Source organism: Bacillus sp. FJAT-47783 (assembly GCF_022808615.1).
GTDB lineage: Bacteria > Bacillota > Bacilli > Bacillales > Aeribacillaceae > Bacillus_BZ.
Map to the genome: position 1 here is coordinate 1 of NZ_JAKZKS010000040.1, position 15435 is coordinate 15435.

The window sequence follows — 15435 nt, forward strand, 5'->3', positions numbered from 1 at the left end:
ATGTATTAGGCACGCCGCCAGCGTTCGTCCTGAGCCAGGATCAAACTCTCCAATAAAAGTTTGACTTGCTCATAAAATAAATAGAATTAACAGAAACGCTTGGTTTTGTTTAGTTTTCAAAGATCATCATTCAGACATTTTTATTATACCAAAATAATAATTGTTGTCAAATGTTTTTTTGATTTTTTTTAAGCGACTTTTTAAATATATCAAACCGCAAAAGCTTTGTCAACTCCCTTTCATATAACTTGTAGAAGCGACGTTTATTAATATACCAATATATTTAAAGTATGTCAACACACAAAAAGAAAATACCTACATTTTTTTTGCAGGTATTATAAGATCATCGTTTTAATGATAATTAACGCTGCTAATCCAGGTAGTCCCAAAAAGCCAGATATGGAAGAAGTAACAAAGTTAATGGGAATATGAAAACCTAAACTAGTACCAAATGCGTTTGCAAAAAATAATAATAATGCACCGATAACTAATTTTGTTGCAAGTTGCCCAATAAATTTAATTGGCTTTATCGGTGCCCCTACTAGCAACAGTATAATAATAAGGCCGCTTATTCCTAAAATTAGTACAATGGGTTCCAAATGCTAGAGCCCCCTTTATTCTAGACGTTCTTATATTTGTATGTATATGAGGGTTGTCTACATTTAGAACATAACTTCGTTTCACCCAATATAAAGTGAAACTTCATTCAGTGTTTTTTTTCATCCCCCACTGAATGTTAGTGCCTACCTGATGACCTAAAGGCCCTTGTGACTCACAGGACGTGGCGCTCTTAGTCTGTGTTCTTTATTTTCGAACCTTTACGGGTAGTTCTCCCCCACCACTACAGAATCTTGAGGTGAGGGTCTTACTGCCCGCTAAGAGTGGGATAAAAGTAAGCTTGCGTTTGCAAGCTTATATTTCAAATTTTTTTATCGTGACTTGTCTTTTTTTTGCTTCCCTTAATAAGAAGAAATATTTAGCTTCTGCTAACTTTAAATCATAAAGTACTTCCGGGGAAGGTTCGACACTTTTTTCCACTAGATCTCTTTTTCGGTTCCAGTCTTCTTTTAACTGAATTATAGTCTTCATTAATTGTTCGTTATATTTCTTTTTGAGCCAACCTTTTTGGCGAAACAGCATGAATATACTCCCCCCTATAAGAGATTCTATAATTCCCTTCTTCCTTCTAACGCCTTCGAAAGTGTTACTTCATCAGCGTATTCCAGATCGCCCCCTACAGGTAAACCATGTGCAATCCTTGTCATTTTAATACCTGTCGGCTTTAAAAGTCGGGAGATATACATTGCTGTAGCTTCTCCTTCGATATTAGGATTTGTCGCCAAAATTACTTCTTGCACTTCATCATTTTGTAGTCTTTTTAATAAATCTGGAATTTTGATATCCTCTGGTCCTATCCCATCCATTGGGGATATAGCTCCGTGTAAGACATGATACAGTCCGTTGTATTCCTTCATCTTTTCCATCGCAATAACATCTTTTGGATCTTGGACAACACATACGATGCTCTTGTCACGCCGTTCATCCTCACAAATATAGCACGGATCTTGATCGGTAATATGACCGCAAACCGAACAATAGGAAAGGTTACGCTTTGCGTTTACAAGTGCCTTCGCAAAGTCCAACACAGTATCTTCCTTCATATTTAATACAAAAAAAGCCAGACGAACGGCCGTCTTAGGACCAATCCCTGGCAGTTTCATAAAGCTATCTATTAGCTTTGATATCGGTTCAGGATATTGCATTTAAGCCAATCCCCCTAGAATAAACCAGGTAAATTCATACCTTTTGTGAATTTGCCCATTGTTTCGTTTGTTAATTCATCAACTTTTTTAATCGCATCATTTGTTGCCGCTAACACAAGGTCTTGTAACATTTCGATATCTTCTGGATCTACTACTTCTTCTTTAATAGTAACTTCTAATATTTCTTTATTGCCATTTGCAATGACTGTTACCATCCCACCGCCAGCAGAGCCTTCAATTTTTTTCTCAGCAAGCTCCTCTTGCGCTTTTTGCATATCTTTTTGCATTTTTTGCATTTGCTTCATCATTTTTTGCATATTACCCATTCCGCCACGCATCATAATACAATCTCCTCCAACTTTATTCTGTAATTTCAATGAGCTCCGTACCAACAAGTTTTTTTGCTTCTGCAATCAGTGGATCTTCCTCCACCTTTTCCACTTCATCACTACGTTGCTCACGTATAAATTCCTCTCTTATTTTAACCCAATCCTGTTCGGGTACGCCAACCATTTCCAATTGGGTTCCTAGAAATCCATGTAAAATAGACTCAATATTTGCCTGAACATTATTTTTATTTTCTGCGACCATTTTACAATGAATTTCATATTTAAATTTTAACACAAATGCCTGTTCTGAAGCAGCAACTGGTTCACTATCGTTTAACAAGGCAGCATGTGATACTTTGTTTTGTTGTTTTAATGTTTCCAACAAGTCGCCCCATCGCGTCTTAATAATCTCTAAATCCTTACGGGTTGCTTGTTTTAATATTTCTTGTATTCGACCTACAGGTGTTTTATAGCCTCCTTTCATATTTCGTTGTGGTTGTGATTTAGGTTCAGGTGTTGGGCTAGGTTGTGATTGAATTCCCTTTTTCTTCAAATCAACGACCGTTTGTTCAAGCTCTTGAACACGTTGAAGTAATTGTTGATAATTCCCTCCTGCATTTTGGGAAGATGAACTGTCTTGACACAGCTTTACAATCGCTACCTCTAAGAAAACTCGTGGGTGATTTGTCCACTTCATCTCTTGTTGACTTTTATTTAGAACCTCAATCGTCGTGTAGATTGTTTCAGGTGACATTTCTTTTGCTAATAAAGTAAATGCCTCATCAATTGTTACTCGCTCCAATACTTCTTCTAAGTTTGGAGCCGTTTGATATAATAACATATCCCGGTAATAGTAAATAAGGTCCTCAATAAATTTCAGCGGATCTTTCCCTTGATTCATTAGATCATCTAAAGCTTTTAGTGCAGATGATACATCTTTTTTATAAATGGATGTTACGAGCGATGTGATAAACGTTTGTGAGACGGATCCTGTAATAAGAAGAACATCTTCTAATGTTACTTCTTCATCGCTAAATGAAATCGCTTGATCTAATATACTTAGCGCATCACGCATTCCACCATCAGCGGCACTTGCGATAACTTGTAACGCCTCTTGCTGCACATTGATTTGCTGATTTTCTACGATATCATTCATTCTTGCAACGATTGACTGAACCGAAATTCGTCTAAAGTCAAATCGTTGACATCGAGAAATTATCGTTAATGGAATTTTATGCGGTTCTGTAGTAGCCAAAATAAAAATTACATGTTTTGGTGGTTCTTCTAACGTTTTTAATAATGCGTTAAAGGCACCAATAGACAGCATATGAACTTCATCGATAATATAAACCTTATACTTCACCGACGCAGGTACGTATTTCACTTTATCTCGAATGTCCCGTATCTCATCTACTCCATTATTCGATGCCGCATCAATTTCAATAACATCCGAAATAGAACCGTTTGTAATCCCTTGACAAGAAGGGCACTCGTTACACGGCTCTGCTACTGGTGCTTTTTCACAGTTGACTGCTTTTGCAAATATTTTCGCAGCACTTGTTTTTCCTGTTCCACGAGGGCCAGAAAAAAGATAAGCATGGGAAAATTTATTTTGTAAAAGGGCATTTTGCAATGTCTTCGTGACATGTTCCTGACCGACTACATCACGAAATTGCTGCGGCCGAAAAACACGATATAACGCTTGATAACTCACGAAACGCCCTCCTTTTTGATATCATCTCTTTCATTATACCGTATAGCTGTTTTAAATGACAAAACGGTCTATGTAAAAATAAAAACCCATCCCAATGGATGAGTTTGAGTATGTATAGTAACTGCCGTGCACCTTCTGTCGATTAGCAACCCTAGGCGTTACTCAAGCAGTTAGCTCAATCCAGGCACCCCTGCGGCACATGAGAGCTTCCACTTAATGCTGCTTCCTTCCGGACCTGACATGGTTCATGGATTCTCATTGCGCAGGACCCAGACGTCAACACCACTTACTTGAGTCAGACCCTAAAGTTAACTAACCTTGAGAAGGGATTCGGCCTCGCTAGAGCGGATTGCGAGTACAGGGCACCGCTACCTCCCCGCTTAGCACGGCAAAGTTATAACCTAATTTAATTAGCGCGTCTTTACTGACGCATTTACAAGTATATACTGTTTAAACGAAAAATGCAACGTTTAACAACTGTGAATTAATGTAAACTTCCATTTTATTTTTTTAACTGTTTCTTCTTTTCGCGAAGCTGTTTAAAAAATGAAGATAATAGGTGGGAACATTCTTCCTGTCTAACACCGCTCACAACTTCTGCTTGATGATTAAATCGTTCTTCCGATAGTAAATTCATTAAAGTTCCGGCACATCCTGCTTTCGGGTCCGTTGCTCCATATACTACGCGGTCTACTCGTGACAAAACAATTGCACCTGCACACATTGGACAAGGCTCTAGAGTTACATACAAGGTTGACTTTTCTAAACGCCATGTGCCTAATTTTTGACACGCCTTATCGATCACTAATACTTCTGCATGGGCAACAGAACGCTGACTCGTTTCACGTAAATTATGGGCTCTTGCAACAACTTCATCATCCATAACAAGAATTGCCCCTATCGGAACTTCTCCAATCGCTTCTGCTCTTTTCGCTTCTTCTATCGCTAAACCCATATAATAATCATCTTTATTCATCCTTAACTCCTTTATTAGCCATTTATCATATTTTCTCACTATTGATTAGCCTTATCTTATATAACACGTCAAAAAGTTTCAATAATACATGAAAACGAATCTTATACATACAATGTACAAAGCTTATTTTAAGGAGGAGTATATGCAAATTCATGTCATACAACAAGGCGAATCATTATTTACTATTGCCCAAACCTATTCTACATCGGTAAATGATTTAATTACAGCTAACGAAATTCCAAATCCAAATCAACTTGTCATCGGTCAAACAATTATCATCCCTATCATCGGCCAATTTTATTTTGTCCAATCAGGAGACAGTTTGTGGAGTATTTCGAGAAAGTTTAATACAACTGTTTCAAAATTGGCTCAAATTAATAACATCAACCCGAATCAAATGTTACAGATCGGATTTCGCCTATATATCCCTCAACAACCTAAAACAAATGCAGAGTTTAATGCTTATATCGAGCCAAGAGGCGAATCCGTAAGCCCCAATTTACAAGCTAGTGCTCAAGAAGCCGTTCCACACTTAACATACCTTGGTTTATTTAGTTTTCAGGCGCAGCGGGATGGTTCGTTAAAAGAACCTCCAATTGATAATTTGGGCGAAATCGCTAAAAGCACAAATACTACTTTTATGATGATTATTACAAATATCGAAAATGATCAATTCAGCGATGAACTAGCACACGCCATATTAACAGATCAATCGGTACAAGATCGATTTCTTTCAAACATTGTACAAACAGCTAAAAAATATGGGTTTCGAGATATCCATTTTGATTTTGAGTATTTAAAACCCGAAGACAAGGAAGCTTATAACACCTTTTTAAAGAAAGCAAGAGATCGATTTAAGCAAGAAGGTTGGTTCATCTCAACAGCTTTAGCTCCTAAAACAAAGCGAGATCAAAAAGGTCAATGGTACGAAGGGCACGACTACAAAGCACACGGGGAGATCGTGGACTTCGTTGTTATAATGACATATGAATGGGGGTATAGCGGTGGGCCTCCAATGGCCGTATCGCCAATTGATCCTGTTCGAGATGTTTTAGAATATGCCGTTACGGAGATTCCTCCACAAAAAATTATGATGGGTCAAAACTTATACGGCTATGATTGGACACTTCCATACGTAGAGGGTGGTCCTTTTGCAAAAGCAATTAGTCCGCAACAGGCAATTCAATTAGCCGCAAAATATAACGTTCCAATCCGCTATGATGATAAAGCTCAAGCACCGACATTTAACTATGTAGATGAAAACGGAAAAGAACATGAAGTTTGGTTTGAAGACGCACGATCGATACAAGCTAAATTTGACCTCCTTAAAGAGTTAAACTTAAGAGGAGTAAGCTATTGGAAGCTTGGATTGTCTTTTCCACAAAATTGGCTGCTAATTAATGATCAGTTTATCGTGATAAAGTGAAACTTCATTCAGTGGGGGTTTTTTCATCCCCCACTGAATGTTAGTCCCTACGGGATGACCTAAAGGCCCTTGTGACCCACAGGATGTGGGTTACACAGACGTTGCCACAGGACGTGGCGCTCTTAGTCTGTGTTCATTTTTTCGGACCTTGTCCCCCACCTATCTTCTTCGCTTTTCTACAGAATCTTGAGGTGGGGGTCCTTACTGCCCGTTAAGAGTGGGATAAAAAAATAATGTAATTCCTCCCACCTAATCACATCCGATTCGGTGGGTTTTTTATCTGTTTAAAGCTTAGTGGTACTATTTATCGAAAAACACAAGCACCTTGCTAAGTCTCAAACCAAATTGTTCTTACAACGAAAAGACGATTTTTCCCTTTACAACATCACGTTTTTGATTCAAGGGGCTAAGTGCTGAACACTGAAGACTTCATTAATCTAGTATTTTTTTTACATAAAATAAATTCTGACACGAAAATAAAACACAAAAAAATTCGTTACGAATATGTAACGAATTTATCCAATCTCCATTTTATGCGCGAGTTATCATTTATACCTTATGGCGGAGGAAGAGGGATTCGAACCCCCGCGGGCTTTGACACCCCTGTCGGTTTTCAAGACCGATCCCTTCAGCCAGACTTGGGTATTCCTCCGTATCGACAAGATTTAATATATCAAATGTTATTTAATATGTCAACAAAAAAATATTTTTTTGGAAGACGGATTCAAAACTAAAATCCGTCTCCCCTTATTCATTAACGAAGCTCTTTTTTATTCCCCATATACGGACGTAATACTTCTGGAATTATTACTGAACCATCTTCTTGCTGATAATTCTCTAGGATGGCCGCAACTGTTCTCCCAATTGCTAATCCAGACCCATTTAATGTATGCACTGGTTCTGGTTTTGCCTTAGGATCACGACGGAAGCGAATATTTGCCCGACGAGCTTGGTATGCTTCAAAGTTACTGCAAGAAGAAATTTCCCGATACGTGCCATAGCTTGGAAGCCAAACTTCAATGTCATATTTTTTCGCTGCAGTAAAACCTAAATCAGCTGTACACATACTTAACACTCGATACGGAAGTCCTAATAACTGAAGCACCTTTTCTGCATGTCCTGTTAACTTCTCAAGCTCTTCATAAGAATCTTCAGGTTTAACAAACTTCACAAGTTCAACTTTATTAAATTGATGCTGGCGAATTAAACCTCTCGTATCACGACCAGCAGATCCCGCTTCAGAACGAAAACAAGCACTATAAGCAGCATAACTAATCGGCAATTGATCAGCTTGTAAAATTTCATCGCGATGTAGATTTGTAACAGGTACTTCTGCTGTTGGAATTAAAAAGTATTCCTCATCTTGAATTTTAAATGCATCTTCCTCGAATTTTGGAAGCTGACCTGTTCCTGTCATACTTGTACGGTTCACAATGTATGGAGGCAAAACTTCTTCATAACCATGTTCTTCGATGTGCAAATCTAACATAAAGTTAATGAGGGCACGTTCTAGTCTTGCACCTAAACCTTTATAAAACACAAATCGACTTCCCGTAACTTTTCCTGCACGTTCAAAGTCTAAAATCTTAAGGTGATCAGCAATTTCCCAATGTGGCCTTGGTTCAAACGCAAAGTCTTGAACTTCTCCCCATTTTCTCACTTCAACATTATCCTCTTCAGATTCACCTACTGGTACACTTTCATGAGGAATGTTCGGAATAGAGAATAAAATGAATTCTAACTCTGCTTCAATCGCTCGTAACTCTTCATCCAGAACCTTAATACGTTCTCCTACTTGACGCATTTCTAAAATTAAATGATCTGCATCTTTCTTTTCTCTTTTTAACTTCGCAATTTCACCAGAAACTCCATTACGTTTACTTTTCAATTCTTCTGTTTGAGTAATTAATTCACGGCGCTTCTTGTCTAATTCTTCAAATTTAACAAAGTCTGTTAAATCTTCGCCGCGATGCTGTAATTTTTCTTTTACTTCTTTGAAGTTAGCTCGCAAATACTTAATATCAAGCATATTTACCACTCCTCAAATATTTTTTAGAAAAGCGCAAGTACCTTCATCAACCTCAGACAAATAAGACGGACGATTTGGAATGAAAGTTGTACTTTACCTTCAATTCCTGAGGCGCTAGGCGCATGCGCTAGACATATTTAGCGAGATGTATCTTTTTTATTAAATAAAAAACTCCCACCCCTCCTTAAAAGAAGGGACGAGAGTTACCCGCGTTGCCACCCTAATAGAAAACAAATGTTTTCCACTCGAAAATATAACGGTTTCCCGTAAATGCTTACTAACAACATAAATTGTGTTCAACATTTCGCTCAAGGATGGATTCACAAGCTTCTTTGACTGATTTTCACCGACCATCAGCTCTCTGAACAAAGATACACTTGCTACTTGTTCCTTTCAACGCTTTGCCGATCTTAAATTCTCTTTAACGATAATGTACTACAAGTTTAACAACATTTCAATCGTTTTATACGTGAACTTCTTTTGATTTTTTCACCATATTTAAAAAGTACTGTGTAAAACGATTGTCATCTGTTAATTCTGGATGGAACGAACAGCCTAAAACGTGACCTTGTCTTGCAGCAACAATTCGGTCGTTATGTTTTGCTAAAACTTCTACATCTTCTCCAGCTTCAACAATATGAGGAGCACGAATAAACACACCGATAAAATCATTTCCAACACCGGCTATGTTTAATTCTGCTTCAAAACTTTCGCGTTGACGTCCGAACGAATTACGCTCCACTGTTACATCTAATACACCTAAATGAGGTTGATCATAGCCAACGATGTTTTTAGCCAATAAAATTAAACCAGCACAAGTACCGAAAATCGGTTTACCACTATCAACAAAAGCTCTTAATGGCTCCATAAAGCTATATTTATCAATTAAACGACGCATCGTCGTACTTTCTCCGCCTGGCAAAATTAAACCGTCGCACTCCTCTAATTGAGCTGGAGTTTTAACAACGACACCTTCGGCTCCACACGCTTCTATTGATCGAATATGTTCACGAACTGCACCTTGTAAACCTAAGACTCCGATTTTCATGCATAAAACCCCTTTTTTACCAACCACGCTCTTGCATTCGTTGCTCTGGTAATAAGTTTGAAATTTCAATTCCTTTCATAGCAGTACCGAGACCTTTTGAAAGGTTTGCAATTAATTCATAATCTTCATAGTGTGTTGTCGCTTCAACAATCGCGCGCGCAAATTTTGCAGGATTTTCTGATTTGAAGATACCAGAACCTACAAATACACCATCTGCCCCTAATTGCATCATTAAGGCTGCATCTGCAGGTGTTGCAACACCGCCTGCTGCAAAGTTAACAACAGGTAAACGACCTTCCTTTTTAATTTGGAGCAATAATTCATAAGGCGCACCTAATAATTTCGCTTCTGTCATTAACTCATCTTCACTCATACCTACTACTTTCCGTACTTGCGCGTTCACTTTACGCATGTGGCGAACTGCTTCTACAATGTTACCAGTTCCTGGCTCACCTTTTGTACGTAACATAGATGCTCCTTCTGCAATACGACGAGCAGCTTCACCTAAATCACGGCAACCGCATACAAACGGAACAGTATATTCACGTTTATTTAAATGGAATTCTTCATCAGCAGGTGTTAAAACTTCACTTTCATCAATATAGTCTACACCAAGCGCCTCTAATACTCGCGCCTCTACAATATGTCCAATACGCGCTTTCGCCATTACAGGAATGGAAACCGCATTCATCACTTCTTCTACAATTGTTGGATCTGCCATACGTGCAACGCCGCCTGCAGCACGAATATCTGCTGGGACACGCTCAAGGGCCATAACAGCAACAGCGCCAGCCTCTTCTGCGATTTTTGCTTGTTCTGCATTGACAACGTCCATAATGACGCCACCTTTTTGCATTTCTGCCATACCACGTTTTACACGATCAGTACCTGTTGTATTTGCCATTTTGAATCCCCCTTAACCAAATATACAAAAAGTGCATAAGCTTATTTTATCCTAATTTTAATAAAATTCCTATCAAAATAAAAAGGAATTAATAAAGTATGTGAGTTTTTCCAACCAATTAAATAATCATACCCTTAACTTGAAAGCTACAACATGCTGCTTTGTAGTCATTGTTCCATTGAATTCATTAACGACGTATAGGAAATAATACCAACCCTTTCTAGCAACAAGAAAAGCGCCAGCGCCTGATCAGCCTCAGACAAAAATGTTCTTACGACGATTTTTCACTTTTACAGCATCACGTTTTTGACTCGAGGGGATCGGTGGCTTTCACTGGACACTGAAGACTCCATTTACCCCTAAAAGCTTTATCAAAATGATATAAATTCTGATACTATAAAGAAAAACTCCCAGCATTATACTAGGAGTTTCCTTCGATCATTTAATATGTTATCAAAAATAAGGAGATTTTTCCGACTCTTAACGGCAGTAAGATACTACGCCAAGATTCTATAATAAAGCGATGAAGATAGGTTGGGAATAAAATAAAACCATATAATGATGTTTCATTTTATTCTTCTAAATTAAGAGAACCACCCTTTAACCATATTGGTAATTCCTCCCCAAATATCACCGAAGAAGTTACCTATACTTCTCATTGTTAAAACGAACCAATTGGCTTTTTCAACCTTTTCAGCCGTAATAACATCAACCTTTCCTTTAGAAATGCCATTTACATAACCAAGATCTTGTCCATCACCTGTATATTCTACTGTTAAATAACCAACAGATGCACCTTTTTTAATAGGCGCTTCAATGGCCCCATCTTCATTTAATAATTTTTCATCTAAAACATATTTCGGCTTATACTGCTTATTTTCACCACGTTTTATCGCAATCTTAAACGAATCCTTTGAATGAATCGATACTTCTTTTTCTTTTCCTTTTATAACCGGAAGTGTTGATTCACCTTTTAGTTTATATTCCTCAGGAAATAGCTCTTCAACAGTAAAGTTACTAAAAGCATAATTTAATATTTTCTCCGTTTCATTAAAACGTGGTAAATACGGATTACTTCCATTTCCCTTTGCATTCATGACAACAGAAATAATACGCATACCGTTTCGTTCCGCCGTTGCCGTAAAGGATGAACCAGCAAAATCTGTATAACCAGTTTTTAATCCATCAACACCTTCATACCCTTTAACGAGACCAGGTAACATCCAATTCCAGTTTTCCATGTTGATGGCATCTTCTGTACCCTCTTGGAACACTTTTTTCTCAATACTTGCTGTTTCCAAAATTTCTGGATAATCCTTTAATAAATGATAAGCTAATGTCGCGACATCACGAGCTGACATCATATTTTCCGCTTCTGCATCCGTTCCTTTTGGGTGCATACCTAACAAATCATGGTTGTTTAAACCTGTTGCATTAACGAATGAAGCACTTTTCATACCAAGCTCTTTTGCTTTTTCATTCATCATTTTAACAAAATTTGTTTCTGTTCCTGCTACAACTTCAGCGATTGCAATGGCGGCACCGTTTGCAGAATAAATAGCCATCGCTTCATATAATTCACGTACAGTGTATGTACCATCTTTTCTCAACGGAACATTAGATAAGCTTGTGTATTGAGATATTTTATGAACATAATCACTAGGACGATATTGCTGTGTCCATGAAACCTTACCTTCCTTTACAGCCTCAAGAAGCAAATACTCGGTCATCATTTTCGTCATACTTGCAATACCTAGTGATTCATCAATATTTTTTCCATAAATAACTTTTCCGGTTGATGCTTCAACTGCAATTGCAGCTGACGCATTAATGCCAAGAGGATCATTTTGAGCTGCATAAGATTTGGATGTTAATGGGGTAAACATTCCAATCATCAGCACTAAAGACAAAACGAGAGCTGATATCACTTTTTTATTGATGTACACCTTTAATACCTCCAACTTTATAATATCTATGTCATTTTTTAAATCGTTTTCTTTTCAATAGCGACAACAAAATTGATTTTATCACATATGTAATAAAAAAAATAGACAGAGTATATACTCTGTCTAAAAGTAATAAAATCGTAATATTTATAGAATGAATTGTCACTATATTTTATGAAAGTGAGTAATTCGGAGCTTCTTTCGTAATTTGCACATCATGTGGGTGACTTTCTCTTAATCCCGCACCAGTCATTCGAACAAATTGAGATTTTTCACGTAGTTCATATAAATCTTTCGTTCCACAATACCCCATACCAGATCGTAATCCACCAACAAGCTGATAAATCGTTTCAGCTAATGGACCCTTATATGGTGTACGTCCTTCAATACCTTCAGGAACGAACTTTTTGTTCTCTTCTTGGAAATAGCGATCCTTACTCCCCTTTTCCATTGCAGCTACAGACCCCATACCACGGTACACTTTAAAGCGACGACCTTGATATATTTCTGTTTCACCAGGACTTTCAGACGTTCCAGCTAGTAAGCTTCCAAGCATTACCGCATGTCCACCAGCTGCTAAAGCTTTCACAATATCACCAGAGTACTTAATTCCACCGTCTGCAATAATGGAAGCACCATGTTTCCGTGCTTCTGTTGCACAATCATAAATAGCTGTAATTTGAGGTACACCTACACCCGCTACGACTCGAGTTGTACAAATAGAACCAGGGCCAATTCCAACCTTTACAACATTAGCTCCTGCTTCAATTAATGCACGTGTTCCTTCTGCCGTTGCAACATTTCCAGCAATAATATTTAACTCAGGATATTCTTCACGAATACTACGCACTGTTTCTAAAACACCTTGAGAGTGTCCATGTGCTGTATCCACAACAATAACATCGACATTTGCTTCAACTAGCTTTTGAACACGAATCATCGTATCCCCTGTTACACCAACAGCAGCACCAACTAATAAACGGCCGTGTTGATCTTTAGCAGAGTTCGGGAATTCAATGACTTTTTCAATATCTTTAATCGTAATAAGCCCTTTTAAAGTCCCCTCTTCATCAACAAGTGGTAATTTCTCAATTTTATGCTTTTGTAAAATTTTCTCAGCTTCTTCTAACGTTGTTCCAACAGGAGCTGTAATAAGCTGCTCTTTCGTCATTACATCGGAAATTTTCATTGAGTAATCTTGAATGAATCGAAGATCACGGTTCGTAATAATACCAACAAGTTTTTGATCATTTTCGTTATTTACTATTGGAACACCTGAAATTCGGTATTTTCCCATTAAGTGTTCGGCATCATATACTTGATGCTCAGGTGTTAAAAAGAACGGGTTCGTAATTACACCGCTTTCAGAGCGCTTAACTTTATCAACCTGCTCAGCTTGTTGTTCAACAGACATATTTTTATGAATAATACCTAATCCACCTTGACGTGCCATTGCAATCGCCATTTTTGATTCCGTCACAGTATCCATTCCAGCACTAATAATCGGTATATTCAGCTTCAATGTTTTCGTTAATTCGACACTTAAATCGACATCACGAGGTAACACTTCAGATTTTGCAGGAACTAATAGTACATCATCAAAAGTTAATCCTTCTTTTGAAAATTTTGTCTCCCACATAAGTAAAACCTCCTCACTTACGCCAAAATATTATTAGTAGATTATCAATTGGATGATAACATGTCAAGGAATCTTGAAAGAGTTTAAATATTTAGAATTGTGATTAAGGAGGTTGTATGCTCTTGTCTTCAATCTGGACACACTATTCGTCCTTTTATTCCTCACAAACCGTTCAAAAAATTTTAGTAAACCAATATCAAAAAATAAACATACCTTCTCCTGAACAAAAGGCTTTTCAAAATAGCTACCCATTCATGTATTACTTAATGCATGCAGAAAATCACTTTAAAACAGCTAACCAATCACCTTTTGCTGTTCAGCCAACACTTGCCTTTTATGGTTTATGCCAATTAATGAAAGCCGCAATTTTAACAGTTGATCCTGACTACCCGTCACATTCTAGTCTTTTAGCACACGGTGTCTCATCGCGAAAAAGAAAAAAACAAAACTACCAGTTTTTAGACGATGAAATTAAAATACAGAAAAACGGGTTATTCGGTCATGTCGCACAATGCTTGTTTCACATGAAACATGTCGAAGGAGATAAATATTCTATGCAACAATTATTAAGGAAACTTCCTGAACAAGAGGAAGTATTTAAACAAAACTTAGAGATTGAAACGATGTATAGAATATCTAAAGAAATGGACTCCTTGCATATTCATAAAGAATTAGCTGACTTTTATTTTGTTTCACCTAACCGTTTAAAAGAAATCGTTGAAAACAAACTAAATTTAATATGTAAAAAAGAACAAGAAAATAGCTATATTTTTGAAGCACCAACATATTTTGATATTGTTTGGAACTCTAAATTAGCATGGAACTTCTTTAACAATCAATTGTATTTACCGACTAATAAAGACGATCTTAGAGCGGTACCGGAAGTGCTGATTCATTATTTACTTCTATACAATTTAAGTATGATTTCTAGGTATGAAACAGAATGGTGGTATGACTTGCTTTTTAGTCATACTAGTTACGACTATATTTTTATTTACCAATTTATTCATGCTTCATTATTAAAAATTCCGTTTATTTTTTATCAATTCTTTGAAAGTATTTTCTTTACTCAAAATAAAACATGGGAATTATAAAACCTAATAAAAACGAGGGGACACAAATACAAAATGATAACTGACATATCTCTTTCATGACATTAAACAAAATTATTGGGGAATTAAGAATAAAAACGGCTTTTTCCCTGTTTTTACGTAGGTTAATTATAGTTTGGAGGATGTTTTTGCGCGAACATTGAGGGTAATTGCACCACTTTCCGTAACAATTGCACGAATCTCAAGCTTAATTGCACGAACTTCAAAATTATTGCACCACTTATCATGTATTTGCACATTTAATGGTGTAATTGAACTTCATATCCATTAATTGCACCAGATTTTCTTTTATTGCACTGATGTTTAAAAACACAAAAAAAGAACAGCTTTTGCTGTTCTTCGTTTGCCTGGCAGCGTCCTACTCTCACAGGGATTACTCCCAACTACCATCGGCGCTGAAGAGCTTAACTTCCGTGTTCGGTATGGGAACGGGTGTGACCTCTTCGCTATCGCCACCAGACCTATGTTTTACGGCTTTCGATGAGCGGCGCATTTCGTTGTCACCTTCAGTCGTCGGCATCCTCACGTACGGATGTACGCTCCGGTACC

13 protein-coding genes, 1 tRNA gene, 1 rRNA gene, 1 other RNA gene and 1 other annotated feature are annotated in these 15435 nt (G+C 37.4%); of the genes, 2 read left to right on the forward strand and 14 right to left on the reverse strand.

Annotation, left to right across the window (positions count from 1 at the left end; all coding sequences use genetic code 11):
- Positions 1 to 335 precede the first annotated feature (335 nt).
- From MLD65_RS17250 to tadA, 7 genes are all read right to left on the reverse strand, one after another.
- Positions 336 to 599, reverse strand: coding sequence for a pro-sigmaK processing inhibitor BofA family protein (locus MLD65_RS17250; RefSeq protein WP_243293076.1), 264 nt, complete (start codon positions 597 to 599; stop codon positions 336 to 338).
- A gap of 313 nt (positions 600 to 912) precedes the next feature.
- Positions 913 to 1140, reverse strand: a complete 228-nt coding sequence (locus tag MLD65_RS17255; RefSeq protein ID WP_243293077.1) for a YaaL family protein — start codon at positions 1138 to 1140, stop codon at positions 913 to 915.
- Positions 1141 to 1166: 26 nt separating this feature from the next.
- Positions 1167 to 1763 (reverse strand): recombination mediator RecR, encoded by a 597-nt coding sequence (gene recR / locus MLD65_RS17260; RefSeq protein ID WP_243293078.1) that lies wholly within the window; start codon positions 1761 to 1763, stop codon positions 1167 to 1169.
- A 14-nt stretch (positions 1764 to 1777) separates the two neighbouring features.
- A complete protein-coding gene (locus MLD65_RS17265; protein WP_243293087.1) occupies positions 1778 to 2101 on the reverse strand; it encodes a YbaB/EbfC family nucleoid-associated protein in 324 nt (107 codons plus the stop codon).
- Positions 2102 to 2123: 22 nt separating this feature from the next.
- Positions 2124 to 3806, reverse strand: coding sequence for a DNA polymerase III subunit gamma/tau (gene dnaX, locus MLD65_RS17270; RefSeq protein WP_243293079.1), 1683 nt, complete (start codon positions 3804 to 3806; stop codon positions 2124 to 2126).
- A 124-nt stretch (positions 3807 to 3930) separates the two neighbouring features.
- Positions 3931 to 4195: signal recognition particle sRNA large type (gene ffs / locus MLD65_RS17275), an RNA gene on the reverse strand.
- 113 nt (positions 4196 to 4308) lie between these two features.
- The gene (gene tadA, locus MLD65_RS17280; RefSeq protein ID WP_243293080.1) at positions 4309 to 4782 is read right to left on the reverse strand and encodes a tRNA adenosine(34) deaminase TadA; all 474 of its coding nucleotides are present in this window, start codon (positions 4780 to 4782) and stop codon (positions 4309 to 4311) included.
- A gap of 142 nt (positions 4783 to 4924) precedes the next feature.
- Here tadA and MLD65_RS17285 point away from each other — a divergent pair, with 142 nt between their 5' ends.
- A complete protein-coding gene (locus MLD65_RS17285; protein WP_243293081.1) occupies positions 4925 to 6208 on the forward strand; it encodes a glycoside hydrolase family 18 protein in 1284 nt (427 codons plus the stop codon).
- 559 nt (positions 6209 to 6767) lie between these two features.
- Here the strand turns inward: MLD65_RS17285 and MLD65_RS17290 are convergent.
- From MLD65_RS17290 to guaB, 6 genes are all read right to left on the reverse strand, one after another.
- Positions 6768 to 6860 (reverse strand) — tRNA-Ser (locus tag MLD65_RS17290).
- 102 nt (positions 6861 to 6962) lie between these two features.
- Positions 6963 to 8237: a serine--tRNA ligase gene (serS, locus tag MLD65_RS17295; RefSeq protein ID WP_243293082.1), complete on the reverse strand. Its 1275-nt coding sequence runs from the start codon at positions 8235 to 8237 to the stop codon at positions 6963 to 6965.
- Between the two features lie 189 nt (positions 8238 to 8426).
- Positions 8427 to 8643: a binding site (T-box leader), on the reverse strand.
- A 57-nt stretch (positions 8644 to 8700) separates the two neighbouring features.
- Positions 8701 to 9285: a pyridoxal 5'-phosphate synthase glutaminase subunit PdxT gene (pdxT, locus tag MLD65_RS17300; protein ID WP_243293083.1), complete on the reverse strand. Its 585-nt coding sequence runs from the start codon at positions 9283 to 9285 to the stop codon at positions 8701 to 8703.
- A gap of 16 nt (positions 9286 to 9301) precedes the next feature.
- Positions 9302 to 10189, reverse strand: coding sequence for a pyridoxal 5'-phosphate synthase lyase subunit PdxS (gene pdxS, locus MLD65_RS17305; RefSeq protein ID WP_243293084.1), 888 nt, complete (start codon positions 10187 to 10189; stop codon positions 9302 to 9304).
- A gap of 584 nt (positions 10190 to 10773) precedes the next feature.
- Positions 10774 to 12084: a serine hydrolase gene (locus tag MLD65_RS17310; protein WP_243293088.1), complete on the reverse strand. Its 1311-nt coding sequence runs from the start codon at positions 12082 to 12084 to the stop codon at positions 10774 to 10776.
- Positions 12085 to 12307: 223 nt separating this feature from the next.
- Positions 12308 to 13774 (reverse strand): IMP dehydrogenase, encoded by a 1467-nt coding sequence (gene guaB, locus MLD65_RS17315; RefSeq protein WP_243293085.1) that lies wholly within the window; start codon positions 13772 to 13774, stop codon positions 12308 to 12310.
- A gap of 122 nt (positions 13775 to 13896) precedes the next feature.
- On the opposite strand from guaB, the gene MLD65_RS17320 reads away from it, so the two are divergent.
- Positions 13897 to 14868: a YaaC family protein gene (locus MLD65_RS17320; protein WP_243293086.1), complete on the forward strand. Its 972-nt coding sequence runs from the start codon at positions 13897 to 13899 to the stop codon at positions 14866 to 14868.
- 363 nt (positions 14869 to 15231) lie between these two features.
- Here the strand turns inward: MLD65_RS17320 and rrf are convergent.
- Positions 15232 to 15346 (reverse strand): 5S ribosomal RNA (gene rrf / locus MLD65_RS17325).
- Positions 15347 to 15435 lie beyond the last annotated feature (89 nt).

Coding starts and splice junctions, on each gene's coding strand:
- MLD65_RS17255 (WP_243293077.1), bottom strand. CDS start 1,140: ATGCTGTTTCGCCAAAAAGGTTGGCTCAAAAAGAAATATAACGAACAA.
- recR (WP_243293078.1), bottom strand. CDS start 1,763: ATGCAATATCCTGAACCGATATCAAAGCTAATAGATAGCTTTATGAAA.
- MLD65_RS17265 (WP_243293087.1), bottom strand. CDS start 2,101: ATGCGTGGCGGAATGGGTAATATGCAAAAAATGATGAAGCAAATGCAA.
- tadA (WP_243293080.1), bottom strand. CDS start 4,782: ATGAATAAAGATGATTATTATATGGGTTTAGCGATAGAAGAAGCGAAA.
- MLD65_RS17285 (WP_243293081.1), top strand. CDS start 4,925: ATGCAAATTCATGTCATACAACAAGGCGAATCATTATTTACTATTGCC.
- serS (WP_243293082.1), bottom strand. CDS start 8,237: ATGCTTGATATTAAGTATTTGCGAGCTAACTTCAAAGAAGTAAAAGAA.
- pdxT (WP_243293083.1), bottom strand. CDS start 9,285: ATGAAAATCGGAGTCTTAGGTTTACAAGGTGCAGTTCGTGAACATATT.
- pdxS (WP_243293084.1), bottom strand. CDS start 10,189: ATGGCAAATACAACAGGTACTGATCGTGTAAAACGTGGTATGGCAGAA.
- MLD65_RS17310 (WP_243293088.1), bottom strand. CDS start 12,084: ATGATTGGAATGTTTACCCCATTAACATCCAAATCTTATGCAGCTCAA.
- guaB (WP_243293085.1), bottom strand. CDS start 13,774: ATGTGGGAGACAAAATTTTCAAAAGAAGGATTAACTTTTGATGATGTA.